The following is a 21,774-nucleotide window of genomic DNA, read 5'->3' as shown; positions in this document are numbered from 1 at the left end:
GTGGCCGCCGCCGCCACGGTCGCCAGCGCGCACGCCGCGCTGGCCGACCGCATCGACGCCGCACTGCCGCAGACGCAGTGCACGCGCTGCGGCTACCCCGACTGCCGCGCCTACGCCGAGGCCGTGGCCTCGGGCGAGGCGGCCCTGAACCGCTGCCCACCCGGCGGCGCCGAGGGCATCCTCCGCCTCGCGGCCCTCACCGGCCGGCCGGCCCTGCCGCTGGATGAGGCCTGCGGTGCCGAGGGCCCCGTCCGGCTGGCCGTGATCGACGAGGCCTGGTGCATCGGCTGCACGCTGTGCATCAAGGCCTGCCCGGTCGACTGCATCGTCGGCGCCAACAAGCGCATGCACACGGTGATCGACGCGCAGTGCACCGGCTGCGAACTCTGCATCCCCGCCTGCCCGGTCGACTGCATCGCGCTCGTCCCGGTCAGCGGCGATCGCAGCGGCTGGGCCGCCTGGTCGCCCGCGCAGGCCGAGGAGGCCCGCGACCGCTACGCCTTCCGGCAGCAGCGCCTGCAGCGCGAACAGGTCGAGCACGACGAGCGCCTGGCCGCCAAGGCCGCCGCCAAGCTGGCCGACCTGCCCAACCTCACCCGCCTGACCGACCCCGCCGCCATCGAGCGCAAGCGGGCCGTCATCGAGGCCGCCATGGCCCGGGCCAAGGCCAGGCGAGAGGCCGCATGAAGCCGTCCGACATCGAGCCCTTCTTCGCCACGCTGGCTGCGGCCAACCCGCGGCCGGTGAGCGAGCTCGAGTACACCTCGGTGTTCGAGTTGCTGGCCGCGGTGCTGCTGTCGGCCCAGGCCACCGACGTGTCGGTCAACAAGGCCACGCGGCGGCTGTTCCCCGTCGCCAGCACGCCGCAGGCGATGCTGGCGCTGGGGCAGGAGGCGGTGTGCGAGCACATCCGCACCATCGGCCTGTACCGCAACAAGGCCAAGCACCTGCTGCAGACCTGCCGCCTCCTGGTCGACCGGCATGGCGGCCGGGTGCCACGCTCGCGCGAGGCGCTCGAGGCGCTGCCGGGCGTGGGCCGCAAGACGGCCAACGTGGTGCTCAACGTGGCCTTCGGCGAGCCGACGATGGCGGTCGACACCCACGTCTTCCGCGTCGGCAACCGCACCGGCCTGGCGCCAGGGCGCACGCCGCTGGCGGTGGAGCAGCAACTACTGCAGCGCGTGCCGGCGCGATATGCCGTCGACGCGCACCACTGGCTGATCCTGCACGGCCGCTACGTGTGCACCGCCCGGGCGCCGAAGTGCAGCGCCTGCGGCGTGCGCGCCTGGTGCGATTTCGCCCGCGCGCAGCCGGCGGCATGACGACGCTGCGCCAGGGTGGCGACGCCGGTGCCGAGCGCGCCTGCCGACGCGGCGCGGCACCTGCCGCACGCGTGGCCGGCCTGGTCGCCGCGTTGCTCCTGGCCGCTGCGGGCGCGCAGGCCGCGCCAGTGAACGTGCGCGACGACGGCGGGCAGGTGCTCACCCTGCCGGCGCCCGCGCGGCGCGTGGTGGCGGTGTCGCCGCACCTGGCCGAGATGGTGTTCGCCGCCGGCGGTGGCGACCGCCTGGTGGGCGTGATGCGCTACAGCGATTTCCCGCCCGAGGCAGCCCGGCTGCCGGTGATCGGCGACGCCTTCGCGGTGAACCTGGAGGCCGTCGCGGCGCTCAAGCCCGACCTGCTGCTGGTGTGGCGCAGCGGCGTCAACCCGCGGCAGCAGCAGCGCCTGCGCACGCTGGGCGTGCCGGTGTACGAGAGCGAGACCACCAGCGTCGAGGGCATCGCCGACACGCTGCGGCGCCTGGGCCGCCTGCTCGGCACCGAGCCTGCGGCCGAGGCCGCCGCGGCACAGACCGAAACGGCCTGGGCCCAGTTGCGGGCCCGCCATGCCGGCCGGCCGCCGGTGCGGGTGTTCTACCAGCTGTGGCACGAGCCCCTGATGACGGTGAACCAGGGCCACCTCATCGACCAGGCCATCCGCGCCTGCGGCGGCGTCAACGTGTTCGCGCAGCAGCCCGGGCTCACGCCCACCGTCAGCTGGGAGGCCGCCGTGGCCACCAACCCGCAGGTGGTGGTCACCGGCGCGGCGCGCGACGAGCCGCCACACCTCGAAGGCTGGCAGCGTTTCTCGCGCGTGGAGGCCGTACAGCAGCACCGCCTGAAGGTGCTGGACGGCCACCGCCTGGCGCGCATGACGCCGCGCTTCGTCGAGGGCGCGCAGGCGCTGTGCTCGGCCATCGATTCGGCGCGTTAGCGGCAAGCCACCGCCGCGCACCGACGGCCGGCTACTCGGCCACCCACACCCCGCCGGCCTCGCGCCAGTCGCACCCGTACACCTGCCGCAGCGTGTCGACGGTCAGGATCTCGGCCAGAGGCCCGGCACGCCAGCGGCCGTCGCCCAGCAGGGCCAGGCCATGCGTGCCGGCGCGGGCGATCCAGTTCACGTCGTGGGCGCTGGCCACCAGAGCCGCCTCGCCACCGGGCGGCACCAGCGCGGCCAGCCAGCGCGCCACCTGGGCCTGGTGCGCCGGGTCCTGGAAGGACACCGGCTCGTCCATCAGCATCAGCGGCGCCCCCTGCAGCGCGCATTGCGCCAGCGCGATGCGCTGCCGCTCGCCGCCCGACAACTGCCGCACGCCGCGCTGCACCAGGTCTTGCGCGCCCAGCGCGGCCAGCACCTCGTCGACGCTGCGCGCGCTGGGTCGCACGGTGGACAGCGCCAGCAGGCGCTCGACGCTGATCGGAAAGCGGTCCACTGACTGCTGCGGCGCGTAGGCGCGTAGCCACGCCGCATCGGCCGGCGCCCAGTCGGCCTGGCGCCGGCCCATCCAGCGCAGCTCGCCCTGCGTCTGCGGCACCGACAGCCCGGCCAGCGCCCGCAGCAGCGTGCTCTTGCCAGCGGCGTTGCGGCCGATCACGCACCAGCGCTCGCCGGGCATCACCCGCCAGTCCAGGCCCTGCAGCAGCCAGCGGCCGGCGGCGTGCAGGCCCAGGCCACGGGTCTCGAGCAGCGGCGTCGTCACCGGGCCTCCCGTGTCAGCACCACGATGAACAGCGGCGCGCCCAGCAGCGCCATTACCGCACCCACCGGCAGTTCCAGCGGCGACACCACGGTGCGGGCCAGCAGGTCGGCCCAGATCAGCAGGGCCGCGCCGCCGACGGCCGACATCCACGCGAGGTCGCGGCTGCGCTGAACCCCCACCAGGCGCAGCGCCTGCGGCACCACCAGGCCGACGAAGCCGATGGCCCCGGCGCTGGCCACCGCCATGCCCGTGGCCAGCGAGGCCGACACCAGCAGCAGCAGGCGCAGCCGCCGCACCGGCTCGCCCAGCAGGGTGGCCACCTCGGTGCCCAGCAGCAGGCGGTCGATGGCGGTGTGCCAGCGCAGCAGCAGCAGCACCATCAACACCGCGCCGCCGATGCACGCGGCGCCGCCGCGCGCGCCCGACAGGTCGCCCACCAGCCAGAACACCGCGCCGCGCAGTTGCTGGTCGGGCGTGATGGCCAGCAGCAGCGTGGCCACCGCGCCGCACAGCGCGGCCAGCATCGCGCCGGTGAGCACCAGCCGCGGCGACGCGTCGTCGGCGGCGGCCAGCGCCGATCGCGTCAGCGCCAGCAGCGCCAGGCCCGCCGCCAGTGCGCCCAGCGCCGCGCCCAGCCACAGGCTGGCGCCGGCCATCAGGGCCAGCAGGCCACCCACCGACGCGCCGCCCGAACTGCCCAGCACGTAGGGGTCGGCCAGCGGGTTGCGCAGCAGCACCTGCATCGCCAGCCCGGCCATCGCCAACAGCGCGCCCACTCCCGCGGCCGCCGCCACGCGCGGCGCGCGCAGCGTGGCGATCAGTTCGGCGTCCAGCCCCGCGGCGCCGAACGACAACCCGGCCGCCAACGACAGCCCCAGCAGCGCCAGCAGGCCGATGGCCAGGGCGGTGAGGCGGGCGCCGGTCAGGCCCATGGCATCAGCGCGACACCGCGCTGTGGTCAGTGCAGCGCGCTGCCGCGCCGTGGTCGGCGCAGCGCACCGCGGCGCTGGCGGGGCTGGAGCGAGCGGCCATGCAACGCTCCGGGCGGTCCATCGCGCGCTGCACGCCGATCACAGCGCCATGCGCCACCGCAGGCCCATGAACAGGCCACGTGGCGGCTGCAGGTAGCCGCCCGCGGTCTCGTAGTGCGCATCGCCCAGGTTCTCGAGGCGCACGAACCACTGGCCCTGCGGATGGAAATCCCACTGCGCCGTCAGGTCGGCCACGGTGTAGGCCGCCAGCGTGGTGCCGTCGGCCTCGGGCCGCGCGCCGGCATGGCGGGCGGCCAGTCCGACGCGCCAGCCGCCGCCGAGGTCCTTCGAGGCGGACACCGAGGCCAGCCGCTCGCTGCGCCGCACGCGCACCTGCCCGGTGTCTTCGTCCACCGGCCGCTGCAGCGTCAGGCCGGCGCGCAGGTCGATCGACGCCACGCGGCCGGCGTGCGACAGCTCGAGCCCGCGGTTGCGGGTGCGATCGATGTTGCCGAAGGCAAAGGTGCGGGTGTCGTAGTCGATCTCGTCGCGCACACGGGTCTGGAACCAGGTGGCGCGCAGGCGTTGGCCGGCCGCGGCCCACTGCACGCCCAGCTCGGCCGAGCGCGAGGTCTCGGGCCGCAGCGCGGGGTTGCCGAAGAACGGTGCGTGCAGGTAGCCCAGCGGCGGCGCGCTGAAGGCATTGCCGGCGCTGGCCAGCAGCTTCCACTGCGGATCGAGGGCCCACGACCAGCCAACATTGGCGCTGTTGCGCGAGCCCACGCCGCCGATGTCGTCGTGCCGCAGGTTCAGCGACAGCGACTGCGCCCCCAACGCGGCCTGCACGCCGCCGAACACGGCCCACACGGTGCGCGCCCGGTCGTAGATGCCGCCGAAGCCGTCGTTGGTGTCGATGCGCTGGCGCTGCAGTTCAGCGCCGGCCACGGCCGACAGCCCGGACTGCAACGCCAGTTCATTCGACCAGTTCAGCGCATCGACGGTGGTGCGGTAGCGGCCCAGCGACCCGAACTCGCCGGTCTCGTCGTACGAGGCGTCGTCGCGCTGCGTCGACAGCGACAGGCGGCTGGTCCAGCCGGTGCCGAGGCGGTCGTCGCTGCCCAGCCGCAGCATCTGCTTGCGCGTGCGGCTGCACTGCACGTCGGCCGGCGTGGCAAAGAAGCTGTCGTAGTCGAGCCGGCCCTCGGTGTGCAGCAGCCCCGCGCTCAGCGTGTGGCCGTCGGCCCAGGCGTGCGACAGGTTCAGCGTGGCGCTGGTGTTGCGGTAGCCGTCGCGGTCGGGGTTGGCCGCGGGCACCCGGGCGGCGTCGAGCACCGACAGGCCGCGGTCGCGCTGGGCCGACAGGCCCGCCGACCACTGCGTGGCCCCGGTGCCGCCGGAGGCCTGCGCCGAGGCGCGTGCGTAGCCACGCGCACCGCCCTCGCCGACCAGCGACAGCCGCGGCTCGCCGCCACGGCGGGTGAACACCTGCACCACGCCGCCGACGGCGCCGCTGCCGTACAGCGCCGAGACATTGCCGCGCACGATCTCGACGCGCTCCACCTGGTCGAGCATCAGGTGCTCGACGCCCACCTGCCCGGTGGCGTCCTGGCGCGACAGCGGCACGCCGTCGACCAGCACCAGCACCTGGCGCATCGGCGCGCCGCGCACGAACAGCGACGTGGCCGTGCCGCGGCCACCGTTGGCGGCCAGTTGCAGGCCGGCCTCGGCGGCCAGCAGCGCGGCCAGGTCGACCGCCTGCGTGCGCTCGATGTCGGTGCGCGTGAGCACCGTGGTGTGCGGCAGCGCATCGGTCAACGCCTGCGGCGCGCGCGCCGCCGTGATGACCACGGTGGAAGCGTCGTCGGCCTGCGCCGACAACGAGAAGACGACGGCGCACGCCGCCGCCACGGAAGCGGCGCGGGGCGCCTGGAGACGAATCAACATGGGAACGAGGACCTGGAACACAACGCCTGCCCCCGCTTCCCCGCGAGGGCCATGGCCATGCGGCCGCACCAGGCGTGAACCCTGTGCGACCCCCTAGTTGGCCGGTATCCGGGCTGGCGGAGGCAACCCCTGTGGCCTTCCCGGCCGAGCGTTCGGCCAGTGGCTTGCAGTCACAGGAGCGGGGACATGCCGTGAGGCGATCCCGTCCGCTTACCGTTGCGGGGGCAGCGCAGGTTGGGTGACGTCCGGCGGACGCGGCACCTTCCTGCTTCCCGTTTAACCCGACCCCGCATGACGCGCGGCCGGAGCACCAACGGGCGAATCCTAACAGTGGCACCTGATGCGAAGCCTACAATCCGTGACCCCCACAGCAGTCAATGTGCCGTCCATGTCCAGACTCGATGAACTTGCAGAGCGCATCGAACGGCTCGCGCTGAGGCACGAGGAACTGCGGCGCACCAATGCGCTGCTCGAGCAGCAACTGGGCAGCGTCACCGCAGAGCGCGACAGCCTGAAGTCCCGGCTGGCTGCGGCCCGCGCGCGCATCGACGCCCTGCTCGACCGCCTGCCGGCCGAACCCACGCGAGACGGCGCATGAAGCAGATCGAAGCCACCATCCTGGGCCAGAGCTACGCACTGGCCTGCCCGCCCGGCGGCGAGCAACTGCTGCGCGAGGCGGTGGCCATCGTCGACCGCGAAATGAGCGGTATCCGCGACGCGGGCAAGGTCAAGGCGCGCGAGCGCATGGCGGTGCTCGCGGCACTGAACCTGGCCTACCAGCGCGCAGAGCAATCGGCCGCCGCGGCACTGGCCCCGCCGCCTGCGCCACCCATGTCCACCCCCCCTTCCACCGGCGTGGATTTCGACATCGAACAGTTGATCCGGCGCATCGATTCCGCACTCGGCGACGATGGCCATCTGCTGTGACTAAATCGTCGACACAAGACGCTCGGAGCCTGCTTAGAATGGGCTCGTCCGTCGCAGGTTGTGGGTTTTAATTCTCTGAACCGATGCTCGTTGAGCAAGGGCTTGGAACATCGCGAAGCTGGTGCGATCGTCTCGCGTCAGATGAACCCGAAGCCTCGCTGACCTCGCCCACCTGGATCTGACCACTTGGGTTCAGGAAAGCGGCCCGCGGCCCGCGGCGGACACCCCACCCCTCCCCCACGATGCCCGGCTTCTGGCTGATGAAGAGCGAGCCCGACGAGTGCTCGATCGACGACCTCGCGCGCGCGCCGGGCCAATGCGTGCCCTGGGTGGGCGTGCGCAACTACCAGGCGCGCAACTTCATGCGCGACGCCATGGCAGTGGGTGACGGCGTGCTGTTCTGCCATTCGTCCTGCGCCGATCCCGGCATCGTCGGCGTGGCCGAAGTGGCCAGCCGGGCCTACCCCGACGCCACGCAGTTCGACCCCACCAGCCCGTGGTTCGACGCCAAGGCCACGCGCGAGGCGCCGCGCTGGCTGCACGTGGACGTGCGGCTGCGCCACAAGACGCGCCTGCTGTCGCTGCGCGAGATGCGCAGCCGCCCCGAACTGGCCACGATGCGCGTGCTGCAGGCGGGCAACCGGCTCTCGATCACCCCGGTCAGCGAGGCCGAGTGGACAGCCGTGCTGGCCTTGCTGGGCGCCGCCGGGCCGCGCCCCTGAGAACACCTGATGGATTTCCTCAACCCCCTGCTGGTGGCCGAGTTGCTGCTTCTCGGCTGCTGCACCGGGTTCCTGGCGGGGCTGCTCGGTGTCGGCGGCGGCATGCTGATGGTGCCCTTCCTCACCATGATCCTCACGCACCGTGGCGTCGAACCTGCGCTGGCCGTGAAGATGGCCATCGCCACCTCGATGTCGACGATCCTGTTCACCTCGATCTCCAGCGTGCGCGCGCACCACAGCCGCGGTGCGGTGCGCTGGGACCTGGTTCGGCGCATGGCGCCGGGCATCGTCATCGGCGGGCTGGTCGCCGGGGCGGGGGTGTTCGCGCTGCTCAAGGGCGCGGTGCTGTCGATGTTCTTTGCGCTGTTCGTCGGCTTCTCGGCCACGCAGATGCTGCTCGACCGCAAGCCCGCGCCGACGCGCCAGATGCCCGGGCCGCTGGGTTCCGGCGCGGTGGGTGCAGGCATCGGCTTCCTGTCCAGCCTGGTGGGTGCCGGCGGCGCCTTCGTCTCGGTGCCGTTCATGACCTGGTGCAACGTGCCCAGCCACAACGCCGTGGCCACCAGCGCGGCGCTGGGCTTCCCGATCGCACTGGCCAGCACCGTGGGCTACGTGGTCGGCGGCTGGGGCCTCGACACCGGCGTGCCCGGCACGCTGGGCTACCTGGTGCTGCCGATGCTGCTGGTGATCGCCTCGTCGAGCGTGATCATGGCGCCACGTGGCGCCCGGGCCGCGCATGCGATGAACACCCGGCAGCTCAAGCGCGTGTTCGCGGTGCTGCTGTACGGCCTGGCCGCGTACATGGCCTGGCGGGCGTTCAGCACCTGACCGGCCCGACCCGGGCGACCCACCCGGGTGCCGGCCCTACTTGACCGGATCGAAGCGGATCGCCGCCAGCGCCACGGCATTGCCACCGCGGCGCCGCGCCTCGGCCAACGCCGACTGGCAGGCCTGCACCACCTCGTCCTGCGAATGGGCGGTGTGCGGAAAGCTGGCCACGCCCATCGACACGGTGAAGCCCAGGTCCTGGCCATCGACCACGATGAGCTGCGTGGCCACCTGGCGCCGCAGGCCCTCCATCCGCGAATGCGCGGTGGCCAGGCCGACGCCCGACAGCAGCACCGCGAAGTGGCGGTCGTCGATGCGGCACGAGGCGTCCATGGCCCGGGTGTTGCCGCGCAACAGGCGGCCCATGGCCTCGTGGATGCGCTCCTGGGCCCGGTCGCCGATCTGGCGCACGCGGTCGGAGAACTCGTCCAGCGCGATGTAGACCAGCGCGAACTCGCGGTGCTCCCGGTTGGACAGGTCGACCTCGCGGCGCAACTGGTCCTCGAAATGCGATGGCGTGTACAGGCCGGTGGCGGCGTCCCGCAGGCCCTGGTCGGCCAGTTCGCGGCGCAAGGCCTGGCTGGCCTTCTGCTCGCGCTCGATCTGCTCGAGCGCCGATTTCATCTGTGCATCGCGTTGGCGCTGCGGCACCAGGTCTTGCCAGACGCAACACAGCAGTCGGCGGCCGCCCAGCGCACAGGGCACGCGCAGCACATTGAACTCGCGGCGCTCGCCCCGCAGTTCGAACCGGTGCTCGCCCACCTGCACGCTGTCGCGCGCCACGGCGGTCTGGTCGGCGGTGCGCAGGGCCTGGGCCAGGCTGGCGTCGAAGCCATCGGCATCGGTGCGCCCAACCGCCTCGGCCGGGGCCATGCCCAGCAGCGCCGCCAAGGGTGCGTTGATGTGCACGTAGCGGCCGTCGACCGCGTCCTTCAGCCCGACCGGCAGCCCCTGCTGCCGAGCCAGCGCCAGCAAACCTTCGCCCATCGCCTGAAGCGCCAGAGCCTCGGCGGGGAGTTCGCTGCGATCGACCGGTGGCGGCATGACACTCCTATCTCGCGATCTTCGCGGCAGCCGGCATGGCCGCGGATCCACATGCTTCGCAGCCATGATAGCCGGGCCGCCGCGCCGACTGTCACCCAACTGGTGCGCGATCGTCGCCCTTTTGCGGCCGCTGCAACGGCCAGCCCTCATCCGCCGATCCCGAATCTTGCGACACTGGGGGTTGGCACGCCGGATTCGCGACCTCATCGCAACGGCACTTCTCTCCATCGCGGCACAGAAAGCGTTCCTTGAGCATCGCCCCCTACCTGAAGGAGATCGGCCGCGGCCACGCCGGCGCCCGCGCGCTCGACGTGGCCCAATCCACAGACCTCATGCGACAGGTGCTCGATGGCACCGCCACCGACCTGGAAGTCGGCGGCTTCGCGCTGGCCATGCGCATCAAGGGCGAGACCTGTGACGAACTGGTCGGCTTCTCCCGCGCGCTGGAGCCCCACCTGGCCTGCGTGCCCAGTGACAAACCGGTCCTGGTGATCCCCAGCTACAACGGCGCCCGCCGCCTGCCCAACCTGACCCCGCTGCTGGCGATGGCCATGGCGCGGCGCGGCGCCCGCGTGCTGGTGCACGGCCCGCGGCGCGACCCGACCCGCGTGACCAGCGCCGAGGTCTTCGCCGCGCTCGGGCTGCCCGCCTGCGATGGCGCCGCGGCCGTGCACGCCGCCTGGCGGCGGGGCGAGCCGGCCCATGTGCCCACCGACGTGCTGAGCCCGGCGCTGCAGCACCTGCTCGACGTGCGCTGGGTGGTGGGCCTGCGCAACTCCGGGCACACCATGGCCAAGCTGATCGCCCCGGTGGCCGGGGCGCCGGTGCTGCGGCTGGCCAGCCACACCCACCCCGAGTTCGGCCGCCTGATGGGCGAGTTTGCCCAGGCCACGGGCGCCAGCATGATGCTGCTGCGAGGCACCGAAGGCGAGCCGGTGGCCGACCCGCGCCGCTGCCCGCGCATGGACCTGTGGCTGAACGGCCGCCTCGACGACGCGATGGGCTGCCCGCCCCAGGACGGCCCGCTGGTGGAACTGCCGGCGCTGCCGCGCGAGATCACCGCGGCGAGCACCGCCGCCTACACCCAGGCCGTGATCGCAGGCACGCAGTCGCTGCCGGCACCGATCGAGCGCCAGGCCGGGCTGCTGGCGCAAGCCCTGGCCCAACTGCAATCGGCCCACGCCGGCTGAGAGTCTGAGAGTTTTTCGATCATGCCCGCTCACCACCCCCAAACGCACCCACTCGTTGTTGCAAATGCTCGCCATAGCCCGAGCTATGGCTGTGCTTTGCGCCTAGATCGGGCGCGTCTGGGGGCGTCGCTCGGGCACGCTCGAATTCCTCTAAGCCTCTGAGCCCACGGATGCGCCCGTTCGACGCCGTGGTCATCGGCGCCGGGGCTGCCGGCCTGTTCTGCGCCGCGCAGGCCGGCCAGCGCGGCCTGCGCGTGCTGCTGATCGACCACGCCGACAAGGTGGCCGAGAAGATCCGCATCTCCGGTGGAGGCCGCTGCAACTTCACCAACCTCGACACCGGCCCCGCCAACTTCCTGTCGGCCAACCCCGATTTCTGCCGCTCGGCCCTGGTGCGCTGCACGCCGGCCGATTTCATCGCGTTGGTGAAGCGGCACGGCATCGCCTTCCACGAAAAGCACCGCGGGCAACTGTTCTGCGACGACTCCAGCGAACAGATCATCGCGATGCTGCTGGCCGAGTGCGCGGCCGGCTCGGTGACCCGCTGGCAACCCTGCGCGGTGGCCGCCGTGCACGCCGCCGAGGGCGGCTTCGAACTCGACACCGCGCGCGGCCCGGTGGCCGCACGCCAGGTGGTCGTCGCCACCGGCGGCCTGTCGATCCCGAAGATCGGCGCCACCGATTTCGGCCACCGGCTGGCGCGACAGTTCGGCCACCGCATCGTCGAGCCGCGACCGGCGCTGGTGCCGCTCACCTTTGCTGCGGCCGACTGGGCGCCGCTGGTGCCGCTGGCCGGTGTGTCGCTCGAGGTGGCGATCATCGCCGGCCAGGGCCGGCAGCGCGTGCGCTTCGTCGAAGACCTGCTGTTCACCCATCGGGGGCTCAGCGGCCCGGCGGTGCTGCAGGCATCGACCTACTGGCGACCCGGTGAGGCACTGACCATCGACCTGGGCGCCGGCCAGGACCTCGCCGCGTTGCTTCGGGAGGCCAAGGCGGTGTCGCGGCGGCAACTCGGCACGCAGCTCGGCACCTGGCTGCCGCAGCGCCTGGGCGATGCCTGGCTGGCACGGCTGCAATTGCCGGCCGATCGGCCCATGGCCGAGCTGCGCGACCGCGATCTCGATGGCCTGGGACGGTCGCTGGCCGAATGGCAGGTGCGGCCCGACGGCACCGAGGGCTACCGCAAGGCCGAGGTCACGGCCGGCGGCGTGGACACCCGCGAGCTCGACTCGCGCAGCCTGCAAAGCCGGCGACAGCCCGGGCTGCACTTCATCGGCGAGGTGGTCGACGTGACGGGCTGGCTGGGCGGCTACAACTTCCAGTGGGCCTGGGCCAGCGCCGCGGCCTGTGCAGCAGCCCTGACGGCGGGATGATCGGCCGCGTGCTCGGCGCGCCGCAGGCTGCCTGGCCTCGGTGCCCTGCGGCCACGGCACCACGGCCGCACGCGAGGCACGCACGCTGCGCATTGTCAAGGCCTCGAAATGCACGCTAGAATCGCTGTCTTTGCTAGCAAACCGCGTGTCGATTCCCCGGACCCGGCGCTACCCGAGTGCATGGCTGGCGGCCCCGAAGGGGCTCCAGCAAGGACACAAGCGCGCGGGCCGAGCCAGGAACACCGAGCGCAACCCATAGGATCCAACCTGTCAATGACCACGATTCGCGTCAAAGAGAACGAGCCTTTCGATGTGGCCCTGCGCCGCTTCAAGCGCACGATCGAAAAGCTGGGCCTTCTGACCGAACTGCGCGCCCGCGAGTTCTACGAGAAGCCCACGTCCGAGCGCAAGCGCAAGAAGGCCGCTGCGGTCAAGCGCCATTACAAGCGCGTCCGCAGCATGCAGCTGCCCAAGAAGCTCTACTGATGCCCGGGGCCGCCCACCGCGGCCCGTCACCAGGGATCAGGGCCAACGCCGCCATGCCGCGCCGCGCCCAGAGCACCGAATCGACCGCAGACATGCCAACGCCCGCGCGGGAATCCGCAGCGGGCGTTTTGCGTTCCAGCCCCAGGAGCCCACGATGAGCCTGAAAGACCGCATCACCGACGACATGAAGAACGCGATGCGCGCCAAGGAGGCCGATCGCCTGTCCACCATCCGCATGCTGCTCGCGGGCATCAAGCAGCGCGAGGTCGACGAGCGCATCACACTCGACGACGCCGCCATCGTCGGGGTCGTCGACAAGCTGATCAAGCAGCGCAAGGATTCGATCGCCGCCTTCCAGTCGGCCGGCCGCACCGACCTGGTCGACAAGGAGACCGCCGAACTCGCGGTGCTTCAGGCCTACCTGCCAGCCCGCCTGTCGAACGACGAGGTCGCCGCCGAGGTGGCCGAGGTCGTGGCCTCGCTGGGCGGCGCCGCGGCACTGGGCCCGGGCGACATGGGCAAGGTCATGGGGGCCGCCAAGGCGCGCCTGGCGGGCAAGGCCGACATGGGCTTGGTGTCGGCGGCCGTCAAGGCGGCGCTCGCCAAGTGAGGGCCGGCCGATGAACACCAGCCTGCCCATCCGCGCCGTGTCGCCCGAGGTGTGCGTGGCGCCGCAGATGACGCCCGAGGCGATGGCCGAGGTGGCCGCGCTGGGCTTCCGCAGCGTCGTCAACAACCGCCCCGACTTCGAGCACGGCCCCGACCAGCCGACCAACGCCGCCGTCGAAGCCGCGGCGCGCGCCGCCGGGCTCGAGTACCGCTTCCTGCCGGTCTCCGGCGGCTACCAGTCGCCTGAAGAGATCGCCGCGTTCGCGCAACTGCTGCGCGAACTGCCCAAGCCCGTGCTGGCGTTCTGCCGCTCGGGCGCGCGCTCCACGCGCCTGTTCATGTCCGCCACGTCCTGACCGAGCGAGCCGCCCCGCCGCCCCAGAACGGGGCGCGCCGGGTTCAGCGGTTTTTCAGCGCCTGCCGGTAGATTGCGGCCCGTCCGGACGACACGGCTGGGGTACACCCCCGGCCGCGCGACGAGACATGCTTTCTAGAATCGATCAGGTCAAGAGGAGACGCGCCTGTGAATGGACTGCTCAAACTTTCGGATGGTGTGGACGCCGTCAGCCACCGCATCGGCCAGCTGATCCGCTGGCTGGTGCTGGCGTCGGTCCTCATCAGCGCCGCCAACGCCATCATCCGCAAGGCGTTCAACATCAGCTCGAACGGCTTCCTCGAGATCCAGTGGTACCTGTTCGCCGGCGTCTTCCTGCTGGGCGCCGGGTTCGCCTTCATGAACAACGTGCACGTGCGCATCGACTTCATCTCGTCGAAGCTGTCCAAGCGCACCAACACCCTGATCGACGCCGTCGGCATCGTGGTCTTCCTGATCCCTCTGTGCGTGATCATGATCAGCCTGAGCTGGCCGTTCTTCGTCAACGCATTCCAGTCTGGCGAGATGTCGCAGAACGCCGGCGGTCTGATCCGCTGGCCAGCCTATTTGCTGATGCCGGTCGGCTTCGGCCTGTTGCTGGCCCAGGCGCTGTCCGAGCTGATCAAGCGCATCGCCTTCCTGAAGGGGCTGCGCGATGAGCCGATGAGCATCGAAGGCGGCATGAGCGACGAAGAAAAGCTCGCCGAGGAACTGGCCGCCGCGGCGGCCAAGAAGCTGGCGGGGGGCTGAGCCATGGAAGCCTCGTTCCTCGCCCAGAACTTCGTCCCGCTGATGTTCGCGGGCCTGTTCATCTTCCTGCTGTCCGGCATCCCCGTGGCCTTCGGCCTGGCGGCCACCGGCCTGTTCTTCGGCTTCGTCGGCATGGAGGCCGGCCTGTTTGGCAGCAACCTGTTCCAGGCCCTGCCCTTGCGCGTGTTCGGCATCATGCAGAACGACACGCTGCTGGCCATCCCGTTCTTCACGCTGATGGGCATCATCCTCGAACGCTCGGGCATGGCCGAAGACCTGCTCGAGACCGTGGGCCAGGTGTTCGGCCCGGTGCGCGGCGGCCTGGCCTTTGCGGTGATCCTGGTCGGCGCGCTGCTGGCGGCCACCACCGGCGTGGTGGCGGCGGCCGTCATCTCGATGGGCCTGATCTCGCTGCCCATCATGCTGCGCTACGGCTACAACCGCACCATCGCCACCGGCACCATCACCGCCTCGGGCACGCTGGCCCAGGCCATCCCGCCGTCGCTGGTGCTGATCGTGCTGGCCGACCAGCTCGGCCGCTCGGTCGGCGACATGTACGCCGGCGCGCTGATCCCCGGGCTGATCCTCGTCGGCCTGTACCTCGGCTTCGTGGCCATCGTCGCCATCGTCAAGCCCGACTGGGTGCCCGCGCTGCCCGCCGAGGCCCGCATCTACCGTGAGCCCAACGGGGCCAGCGGCCACCGCTCGCTGCTGATGCTGTTCCTGCTGGTCGCGGCCGTCGGCTATGGCTGGTCCAAGGTGCACCAGGGCATCATCAACCCGCTGGTCGGCCGCGAGCTGCCGGCACCGGGCGACGAGGTCTTCATCCTGTCGATGACGGTGGCCTCGCTGCTGGCGCTGACGCTGGCGCTGGTCAACAAGTTCATGAAGATCGGCCTGCTGTCGCGCCTGACCGAGCAGGTCACCTTCGTGTTGATCCCGCCGCTGGTGCTGATCTTCCTGGTGCTGGGTACCATCTTCCTGGGCATCGCCACGCCCACCGAGGGCGGCGCGATGGGCGCGCTGGGCGCGCTCATCATGGCGGTGGGCCGCGGCAAGCTGAACCGGTCGCTGCTGGTGCAGGCGCTGGACAGCACCGCGCGGCTGTCCTGCTTCGTGCTCTTCATCCTGGTCGGCTCGACGCTGTTCAGCTTCACCTTCAACGCGGCCGACGGCCACATCTGGGTCGAGCACCTGTTCGACAAGATGCCCGGTGGCGCGATGGGCTTCCTGATCGTGGTGAACATCCTGGTGTTCATCCTGGGCTGCTTCATCGACTTCTTCGAGATCGCCTTCATCGTGATCCCGATCCTGGCCCCGGTGGCCGAGAAGATCCTGCCCGCCCTGCTGCCGGAGGGCACGCCGGCCGACATGACGCTGATCTGGTTCGGCGTGATCATCGCGATGAACCTGCAGACATCGTTCCTCACGCCACCGTTCGGCTTCGCGCTGTTCTACCTGCGCAGCGTGGCGGCCAAGTCGGACTACTTCGACGTGGTCACCGGCGAGAAGATCCCGGCGGTGCAGACCAGCCAGATCTACAAGGGCTCGATCGCCTTCATCCTGGTGCAGGTGGTGATGGTCGGCTGCCTGATCGCGTTCCCGGCACTGGTGACGGGCGGCATCGAGAAGACCGTCACCATCGATGCGGACAAGGCCCTCGAGCAGCTGCAGCAGCAGTCGCAGAGCGATGCGGGGGCGGCCTCGGCACCGGGCGCGGGTGCCGCGTCGGCAGCCGGCACGGGCGACAGCGACAAGGAAGACCCGATGAAGGGCCTGCTCGAATCGATGAAGGCCGACCAGGGCAAGAAGCCCTGACCCCCGGGCGGCGCTGCGGCCACAGCGCCGCGCCGCTCAGGCAAAGAAAAACCCCGCCTCGGCGGGGTTTTCTCTTTCGGGGCGCGCATGAAGCGCGCCAACGGGACGATCAGAGCTTCTGGCTCTGCATGAAGTCGTCGAACTTGCTCTCGGTGAAGCGGAACCACAGGTTCGCATCGCGACGGAAGTTCGAGTAGTCCTCGTAGATCTTCTTCCACGCCGGGTTGCTGGCGTTCAGCTCGGCGTACACGTCCATCGCTGCCTTGAACGACGCATCCATCACGTCCTTCGGGAAGGCATGCAGCTTGGTGCCGGCGGCGACCAGTTGCTTCAGCGCACCCGGGTTGCGGCCATCGTACTTGGCCTGCATGTCCACATGGGCGTTGGCGGCCGCGTTCTCGACGATCGCCTTGTACTCGGGCGTCAGCGCGTCGTAGGCCTTCTTGTTGACGTACAGCGACAGCTGCGGGCCACCTTCCCACCAACCCGGGTAGTGGTAATGCGGGGCCACCTTGTGCAGACCCAGCTTCAGGTCGTCGTACGGACCCACCCATTCGGCTGCGTCGATCGTGCCCTTTTCGAGGGCCTGGTAGATCTCGCCGCCCGGGATGTTCTGCGGGATGGTGCCCAGGCGCTCGAGCACCTTGCCGCCGAAGCCGCCGACGCGGAACTTCAGGCCCTTCATGTCGGCCACCGACTGGACCTGCTTGCGGAAGAAGCCCCCCATCTGCGCGCCGGTGTTGCCCATCGGGAAGTTGACGATGTTCGACTTGGCGTAGAACTCGCGCAGCAGCTTCAGGCCATTGCCCTCGTACATCCAGGCCGTCATCTGGCGGCTGTTCAGGCCGAACGGGATGGCGCAGTCCAGGGCGTAGGTCGGGTCCTTGCCGAAGAAGTAGTACGGCGCGGTGTGGCCGGCCTCCACGGTGCCGTTGCCGACGCCGTCGAGCACGCCGAACGGGGGCATCAGCTCGCCACCCGCGTGGGTGGTGATCTGGAACTTGCCGCCGGTCATCGCACCGACCTGTTTGGCGAACTCGTCGGCGGCACCGAAGATGGTGTCGAGCGCCTTCGGGAAGCTCGAGGCCAGACGCCAGCGGATGTTCGCCTGGGCGTGGACGATGGCTGGGGCGGCGCCAGCCGCCAAGACGCCAGCCAAGCCGGCGCCACGAACAAAGGAACGACGTTCCATGCAGATCTCCTAGGCAAAATTGCAGTGAAGCGGGCGCATTCTAGGAGGGCGCCGCGACCGCGCTGGGGGGTGAAACCCCCACGACCCTGTGCACCAATGCCCGCGTGCTGGCCGCTGCCCCAGACCGCACGACATGGATGCAGCCCGCAGTGGCAGGCCACCGCGCGACGACACCTCTTTGGGGTGAATGCCAGCGTCGCAGCGCGTGGCCGAGATCAGCTGCCCGCCACCTTCATGCCCTCGACGAGCACCGAGCCGATGGTCTTGCCGCCCATGGTGTAGGTGTCGGCGCCGACGGCGACGATGCGGCGGAACATGTCGCGCAGGTGGCCGGCGATCGTCACCTCGCTGACCGGGTGCACGATGCGGCCGCCTTCGACCCAGAAGCCGGCCGCGCCGCGCGAGTAGTCGCCGGTGACGTGGTTGACGCCCTGCCCCATCAGTTCAGTCACGAACAGGCCGCGGCCCAGCTTGCGCAGCATCTCGTCGAGGTGGTCACCCGGTTGGGTGAGCCGGCTGGTGAGCACCAGGTTCTGCGAGCCGCCGGCATGACCGGTGGTGCGCATGCCCAGCTTGCGCGCCGAGTAGCTGGACAGGAAATAGCCCTGCACCACGCCGGCGTCCACCGCCCGGCGGCAGCGGGTGCGCACGCCTTCGTCGTCGAACGGCGCGCTGGCCTTGCCCTTGGGGATGAACGGATCCTCGTCGACGTCGAGGTGGTCGGCCAGCACCGGCTGGCCCAGGCTGTCGAGCAGGAACGTGGCGCGCCGGTACAAGGAGCCTCCACTGACCGCGTGCACGTAAGCGCCCAGCAGGCCGGCGGCCAGCGTGTTCTCGAACAGCACCGGCACTTCGCAGGTGGGCACCTTGCGGCCATTCAGGCGCGACAGCGCCCGCTCCGCGGCGTAGCGGCCGACGGACTCGGGCGACGACAGCGCCATCGCGTCGCGCATCGAGCTGTACCAGGCGTCGCGCTCCATGCTGGCCTTGCGACCGCGCCCCTGCGAGGCGATGGGCGACACCGAGATCGAGTGGCGCGAGCTGGCATAACCGCCGCGGAACCCACGGCTGTTGCCGGCCCAGAAGTGCGACTGCTGTGCCGACGTGGCCCCGCCTTCGCTGTTGGTGATGCGGGCATCGGTGGCGAAGGCGGCGTCTTCGCAGCGGCGGGCCAGGTTGGCAGCGCCCTCGGCGTCCAGCGCCCAGGGGTGGAACAGGTCCAGGTTGCGCGCCACGTCCTCGGCCGTGGCCAGGTCTTCGGCGTCGGGCAGGCCGGCGGCCGGGTCTTCGGCGGTGAAGCGTGCGATGTCGAAGGCCGCCCGCACGGTCTGCTCGATCGCCGCGCGGGAAAAGTCCGAGGTACTGGCGTTGCCGCGTCGCTGGCCCAGGTAGACGGTGACGCCGAGCGACTTGTCGCGGTTGCGTTCGACGTTCTCGATCTCGCCCTTGCGCACCGACACCGACAGGCCGGCACCCTCGGACACCTCGGCCGCGGCGTCGCTGGCGCCCAGGTGCCTGGCGATGGACAAGGTGTCCTCGATGAACTGCTGGAACTGCTCGCGGGTGTACGCAAAGCCCTGGGAAGTGGTGGAACCGGACATCGAGGAGACCAATCGAGAGGTGGGAGACAATCATAGCCACGACACGCCCCGCGCTTCGGCACCCGCCGCACGGCATCCAATTTCAGGCCTCGGCCCCTTGGCCCCGCACTCCCGGCCCATGCACCCACACCCCGCAGACCCTGCCCCCGACGACGAAGACGACCGCGACGGCATCGTCTACCAGCCCGAGCGCCCCAGCAAGACGCGGCTCAAGCAGCAGAGCCACGAGTTGCAGGAGCTCGGCGCCGAACTGGCCGCCCTGCCGGAGAACCGGCTCGCGGCCGCGCCCATGCCCGACGGCCTGCGCGACGCCATCATGCTGTACCGCCGCACCACGTCGCACGAGGGGCGGCGGCGCCAGTTGCAGTACATCGGCAAGCAGATGCGCCTGGCCGACCCCGAGCCGCTGCGCGAGGCCGTGGCAGCGTTCAAGCTGGGCTCGGCCAAGGACACGCTGCGGCTGCACCTGGCCGAGCGCTGGCGCGACGAGCTGATCGCCGACGACGGCGCCGCCACGCGCTGGGCGCAAACCCACCCCGGCAGCGACCTGCAGCGCCTGCGCAGCCTGGTGCGTGCCGCGCGCAAGGACGCCTCGGCGGCCCCCGAACAGCGCAGCGGACGCGGCTTCCGCGAGCTGTTCCAGTTCATCAAACCCTGGCTGGAAGACGACCATGAGTGAGTTCGACCCGGTGCGCATCGGCGTGGTGTCCATCAGCGACCGCGCGTCCAGCGGCATCTACGAGGACAAGGGCATCCCGGCCCTGCAAGAGTGGCTGGGCAGCGCCCTGCGCAACCCCATCGCCTGGGAGACCCGCCTGATCCCCGACGAGCGCGAGGCCATCGGCGCCACCCTGCGCGAACTGGTGGACGTGGCGCACTGCGACCTCGTCCTGACCACCGGCGGCACCGGCCCGGCGCTGCGCGACGTGACGCCCGAGGCCACGCTGGACGTGGCCGACAAGGAGATGCCGGGCTTCGGCGAGCAGATGCGGCAGATCAGCCTGCGCTTCGTGCCCACGGCCATCCTGTCGCGGCAGGTGGCGGTGATCCGCGGCAAGGCCTTGATCATCAACCTGCCCGGCCAGCCCAAGTCGATCGCCGAGACGCTGCGCGGGCTGCCCGATGCCCAGCCGCCGGTGCATGGCATCTTCACGGCCGTGCCCTACTGCATCGATCTGATGGGTGGGCCCTACATTGAAACCGACGACGCGGTGTGCAAGGCCTGGCGGCCGAAGACCGCGATCCGCCCGCCGAAGGGCTGACGCCCGCACCGCGCCGCGGCGCGTTGCCGCGGGCCCCGAGCGGGCCGTGCGCCGCCCTACTTGACCAGGCGGTTCAGGCCCTCGGCGTCGAAACGCTCGGTGGTGTGCGCGTCCTGCGGCACGCAGTCGGTGGCCGGCAGCTCGCGAGAGCGTGCCGACAGCTTCTCGATCGCCTGCCACAGCAGCGCGATCTGGTGCTCGTGGCTCGAGGCGTTGTCGATCAGGCCCTTCATGGCCTGAGCCACCGGGTCGTCGCCCAGCGTCACACCGTAGGCCGAAAAGCCCATCTTGGCGGCCGCTTCCTCGCGCGCCGCATCGGCGGACTTCTGCACGATGCGCGCCGGGATGCCCACCGCCGTGGCCCCAGGCGGCACCGGCTGCAGCAGCACCGCGTTGGAGCCCACGCGCGCGCCGTCGCCCACGGTGAAGCCGCCCAGCACCTTGGCACCCGCGCTGACGATCACGCCCTTGCCCAGCGTCGGATGGCGCTTGGCGCCCTTGGCCAGCGAGGTGCCGCCGAGCGTGACGCCCTGGTAGATGGTGCAGTCGTCGCCGATCTCGGCGGTTTCGCCGATGACGACGCCCATGCCGTGGTCGATGAAGACGCGCCGGCCGATGGTGGCACCGGGGTGGATCTCGATGCCGCTGAAGAAGCGGCCCAGGTGCGACAGGAAGCGGCCGGCCCAGCGCAGGCCGGCCGTCCAGGCGGCGTGCGCCAGGCGGTGCCAGATCAGCGCGTGCAGGCCCGGGTAGCAGGTGAGCACCTCCCAGGTCGAGCGGGCCGCGGGGTCGCGCTCGCGGATGCAGGCGATGTCTTCACGCAGGCGGCTGAACATGGCGGGTTCCGAACGTTGAGACGCCAGTGTATTCGGGCCGGCCGGCTGCTGCAGGCGGCCTGGCACGGCCCACCCGGTGCCTACGGTCGAGGCTTGGCCACCGCCCGCGCGATGCCGCGCAGGATGTGGATCTCCTCGCGCGTGAGCTGGGCCCGGTTCAGCACCTGCTGCAGCCGCGGCATCAGCCGCTTCGGCGCAGCCGGGTCGAGGAAGCCGATCTGCTCGAGCACCTGCTGCCAGTGGTCGAGCGCCCCCATCACCTCGGGCAGGCTGGCGCGGTCGGGCTCGGCGGTGCGGGGCTGCACCCCATAGCCGCCCAGCGCCTGGCGCCAGTCGTAGGCCAGCAGCTGCACCGCCTGAGCCAGGTTGAGCGAGCCGTAGTCGGGGTGGGTGGGGATGCTCAGGCAGGCGTGGCAGCGCCACACGTCCTCGTTGGACAGGCCATGGCGTTCGCCGCCGAAGACGAAGGCCACCCGCCGGCCCGCCGTGGCCAGCGTGGCGAAATGCTCGCGCGGCGCGTGGGTGGGCGGGCCGAAGTCGCGCGGCGTCATCGCGGTGGCGCAGGCGTGGTCGATGCCGTCCAGCGCCTCGGCCAGCGTGCCCACCACCCGCGCCCGCACCAGGATGTCGGCCGCGCCGCTGGCCAGCGCCACGGTGTCCTCGTGGCACAGCACGTCGGGGAAGCGCGGCTTGACCAGCACCAGGTCGGCGAATCCCATCACCTTCATCGCCCGCGCGGCCGCCCCCACGTTGCCGGGGTGGCTGGTGTGCATCAGCACGAAGCGTGTGGCGTCGGCGGTGGTCGGGGGCATCGGCGGCTAAAAT

Annotated in this window: 24 protein-coding genes and 1 riboswitch; of the genes, 16 read left to right on the top strand and 8 right to left on the bottom strand. The window is 71.2% G+C overall.

Annotation, left to right across the window (positions count from 1 at the left end; genetic code table 11):
* The 3 genes from rsxB to EOINJALH_RS17920 are packed head-to-tail and all read left to right on the top strand — an operon-like array spanning position 1 to position 2,254.
* On the top strand, positions 1-687 hold the full coding sequence (rsxB, locus tag EOINJALH_RS17930) for an electron transport complex subunit RsxB (RefSeq protein WP_234413910.1): 687 nt from the start codon (positions 1-3) through the stop codon (positions 685-687).
* Complete coding sequence (gene nth, locus EOINJALH_RS17925) at positions 684-1,322, top strand: endonuclease III (protein WP_088282539.1); 639 nt, start codon at positions 684-686, stop codon at positions 1,320-1,322. Before rsxB ends, nth begins: the two co-directional genes overlap by 4 nt.
* Positions 1,319-2,254 (top strand): cobalamin-binding protein, encoded by a 936-nt coding sequence (locus EOINJALH_RS17920; protein WP_088282672.1) that lies wholly within the window; start codon positions 1,319-1,321, stop codon positions 2,252-2,254. Before nth ends, EOINJALH_RS17920 begins: the two co-directional genes overlap by 4 nt.
* Before the next feature lie 31 nt (positions 2,255-2,285).
* Here the strand turns inward: EOINJALH_RS17920 and EOINJALH_RS17915 are convergent, their stop codons facing one another.
* The 3 genes from EOINJALH_RS17915 to EOINJALH_RS17905 form a co-directional block, all read right to left on the bottom strand.
* Positions 2,286-3,023, bottom strand: a complete 738-nt coding sequence (locus tag EOINJALH_RS17915; RefSeq protein WP_088282537.1) for an ABC transporter ATP-binding protein — start codon at positions 3,021-3,023, stop codon at positions 2,286-2,288.
* Positions 3,020-3,955 carry an iron ABC transporter permease gene (locus EOINJALH_RS17910; RefSeq protein WP_088282535.1) on the bottom strand — a complete coding sequence of 312 codons (936 nt, stop codon included), beginning with the start codon at positions 3,953-3,955 and terminating at the stop codon, positions 3,020-3,022. The genes EOINJALH_RS17915 and EOINJALH_RS17910 overlap by 4 nt, the downstream gene beginning before the upstream one ends.
* 138 nt (positions 3,956-4,093) lie before the next feature.
* Positions 4,094-5,938, bottom strand: coding sequence for a TonB-dependent receptor domain-containing protein (locus EOINJALH_RS17905; RefSeq protein ID WP_088282533.1), 1,845 nt, complete (start codon positions 5,936-5,938; stop codon positions 4,094-4,096).
* An 81-nt stretch (positions 5,939-6,019) separates the two neighbouring features.
* Positions 6,020-6,268: riboswitch (cobalamin riboswitch) on the bottom strand.
* Between the two features lie 58 nt (positions 6,269-6,326).
* Between EOINJALH_RS17905 and zapB the strand changes: the two genes are divergently transcribed.
* The 4 genes from zapB to EOINJALH_RS17885 all read left to right on the top strand — a co-directional run bounded on the left by zapB (position 6,327) and on the right by EOINJALH_RS17885 (position 8,415).
* A complete protein-coding gene (gene zapB / locus EOINJALH_RS17900) occupies positions 6,327-6,536 on the top strand; it encodes a cell division protein ZapB (protein ID WP_234413909.1) in 210 nt (69 codons plus the stop codon).
* Positions 6,533-6,865, top strand: a complete 333-nt coding sequence (locus EOINJALH_RS17895; RefSeq protein WP_088282529.1) for a cell division protein ZapA — start codon at positions 6,533-6,535, stop codon at positions 6,863-6,865. The genes zapB and EOINJALH_RS17895 overlap by 4 nt, the downstream gene beginning before the upstream one ends.
* A gap of 242 nt (positions 6,866-7,107) precedes the next feature.
* Complete coding sequence (locus tag EOINJALH_RS17890; RefSeq protein ID WP_088282527.1) at positions 7,108-7,587, top strand: EVE domain-containing protein; 480 nt, start codon at positions 7,108-7,110, stop codon at positions 7,585-7,587.
* A gap of 9 nt (positions 7,588-7,596) precedes the next feature.
* Positions 7,597-8,415 (top strand): sulfite exporter TauE/SafE family protein, encoded by an 819-nt coding sequence (locus EOINJALH_RS17885; RefSeq protein WP_199873413.1) that lies wholly within the window; start codon positions 7,597-7,599, stop codon positions 8,413-8,415.
* Between the two features lie 36 nt (positions 8,416-8,451).
* Here EOINJALH_RS17885 and EOINJALH_RS17880 read toward each other — a convergent pair whose 3' ends face one another.
* Positions 8,452-9,459, bottom strand: coding sequence for a sensor domain-containing diguanylate cyclase (locus EOINJALH_RS17880; RefSeq protein WP_234413908.1), 1,008 nt, complete (start codon positions 9,457-9,459; stop codon positions 8,452-8,454).
* Between the two features lie 248 nt (positions 9,460-9,707).
* On the opposite strand from EOINJALH_RS17880, the gene ybiB reads away from it, so the two are divergent.
* The 7 genes from ybiB (at position 9,708) to EOINJALH_RS17845 (ending at position 16,058) form a co-directional block, all read left to right on the top strand.
* Entirely contained in the window at positions 9,708-10,649 is a 942-nt protein-coding gene (gene ybiB, locus EOINJALH_RS17875) for a DNA-binding protein YbiB (protein ID WP_088282523.1), read from the top strand.
* A 170-nt stretch (positions 10,650-10,819) separates the two neighbouring features.
* Entirely contained in the window at positions 10,820-12,022 is a 1,203-nt protein-coding gene (locus EOINJALH_RS17870; RefSeq protein ID WP_088282521.1) for an NAD(P)/FAD-dependent oxidoreductase, read from the top strand.
* 273 nt (positions 12,023-12,295) lie between these two features.
* Positions 12,296-12,508 (top strand): 30S ribosomal protein S21, encoded by a 213-nt coding sequence (rpsU, locus tag EOINJALH_RS17865; RefSeq protein ID WP_009551973.1) that lies wholly within the window; start codon positions 12,296-12,298, stop codon positions 12,506-12,508.
* Between the two features lie 154 nt (positions 12,509-12,662).
* Positions 12,663-13,118, top strand: a complete 456-nt coding sequence (locus tag EOINJALH_RS17860; protein WP_088282519.1) for a GatB/YqeY domain-containing protein — start codon at positions 12,663-12,665, stop codon at positions 13,116-13,118.
* 10 nt (positions 13,119-13,128) lie between these two features.
* Complete coding sequence (locus EOINJALH_RS17855; RefSeq protein ID WP_088282517.1) at positions 13,129-13,473, top strand: TIGR01244 family sulfur transferase; 345 nt, start codon at positions 13,129-13,131, stop codon at positions 13,471-13,473.
* A gap of 167 nt (positions 13,474-13,640) precedes the next feature.
* The gene (locus EOINJALH_RS17850) at positions 13,641-14,240 is read left to right on the top strand and encodes a TRAP transporter small permease subunit (RefSeq protein WP_088282515.1); all 600 of its coding nucleotides are present in this window, start codon (positions 13,641-13,643) and stop codon (positions 14,238-14,240) included.
* A 3-nt stretch (positions 14,241-14,243) separates the two neighbouring features.
* A complete protein-coding gene (locus EOINJALH_RS17845; RefSeq protein WP_088282513.1) occupies positions 14,244-16,058 on the top strand; it encodes a TRAP transporter large permease subunit in 1,815 nt (604 codons plus the stop codon).
* A 109-nt stretch (positions 16,059-16,167) separates the two neighbouring features.
* Here the strand turns inward: EOINJALH_RS17845 and EOINJALH_RS17840 are convergent, their stop codons facing one another.
* Positions 16,168-17,250: a TRAP transporter substrate-binding protein gene (locus EOINJALH_RS17840; RefSeq protein WP_088282511.1), complete on the bottom strand. Its 1,083-nt coding sequence runs from the start codon at positions 17,248-17,250 to the stop codon at positions 16,168-16,170.
* A gap of 215 nt (positions 17,251-17,465) precedes the next feature.
* Entirely contained in the window at positions 17,466-18,851 is a 1,386-nt protein-coding gene (gene pmbA, locus EOINJALH_RS17835) for a metalloprotease PmbA (protein WP_088282509.1), read from the bottom strand.
* Between the two features lie 118 nt (positions 18,852-18,969).
* Here pmbA and yjgA point away from each other — a divergent pair, with 118 nt between their 5' ends.
* Both yjgA and mog read left to right on the top strand, forming a co-directional pair.
* Positions 18,970-19,530: a ribosome biogenesis factor YjgA gene (yjgA, locus tag EOINJALH_RS17830; RefSeq protein WP_088282507.1), complete on the top strand. Its 561-nt coding sequence runs from the start codon at positions 18,970-18,972 to the stop codon at positions 19,528-19,530.
* Entirely contained in the window at positions 19,523-20,113 is a 591-nt protein-coding gene (gene mog, locus EOINJALH_RS17825) for a molybdopterin adenylyltransferase (protein ID WP_088282505.1), read from the top strand. Before yjgA ends, mog begins: the two co-directional genes overlap by 8 nt.
* Before the next feature lie 56 nt (positions 20,114-20,169).
* Here the strand turns inward: mog and cysE are convergent, their stop codons facing one another.
* Positions 20,170-20,949 carry a serine O-acetyltransferase gene (cysE, locus tag EOINJALH_RS17820; RefSeq protein WP_088282503.1) on the bottom strand — a complete coding sequence of 260 codons (780 nt, stop codon included), beginning with the start codon at positions 20,947-20,949 and terminating at the stop codon, positions 20,170-20,172.
* Between the two features lie 80 nt (positions 20,950-21,029).
* Entirely contained in the window at positions 21,030-21,761 is a 732-nt protein-coding gene (locus EOINJALH_RS17815; protein WP_088282501.1) for an RNA methyltransferase, read from the bottom strand.
* Between the last annotated feature and the right edge of the window lie 13 nt (positions 21,762-21,774).

Source organism: Ideonella sp. A 288 (assembly GCF_002198735.1).
Classification (GTDB): Bacteria; Pseudomonadota; Gammaproteobacteria; order Burkholderiales; family Burkholderiaceae_C; genus Pseudaquabacterium.
Note: the sequence above shows the minus strand (reverse complement) of the source record. Positions and strands in the feature narration are given on the sequence as shown.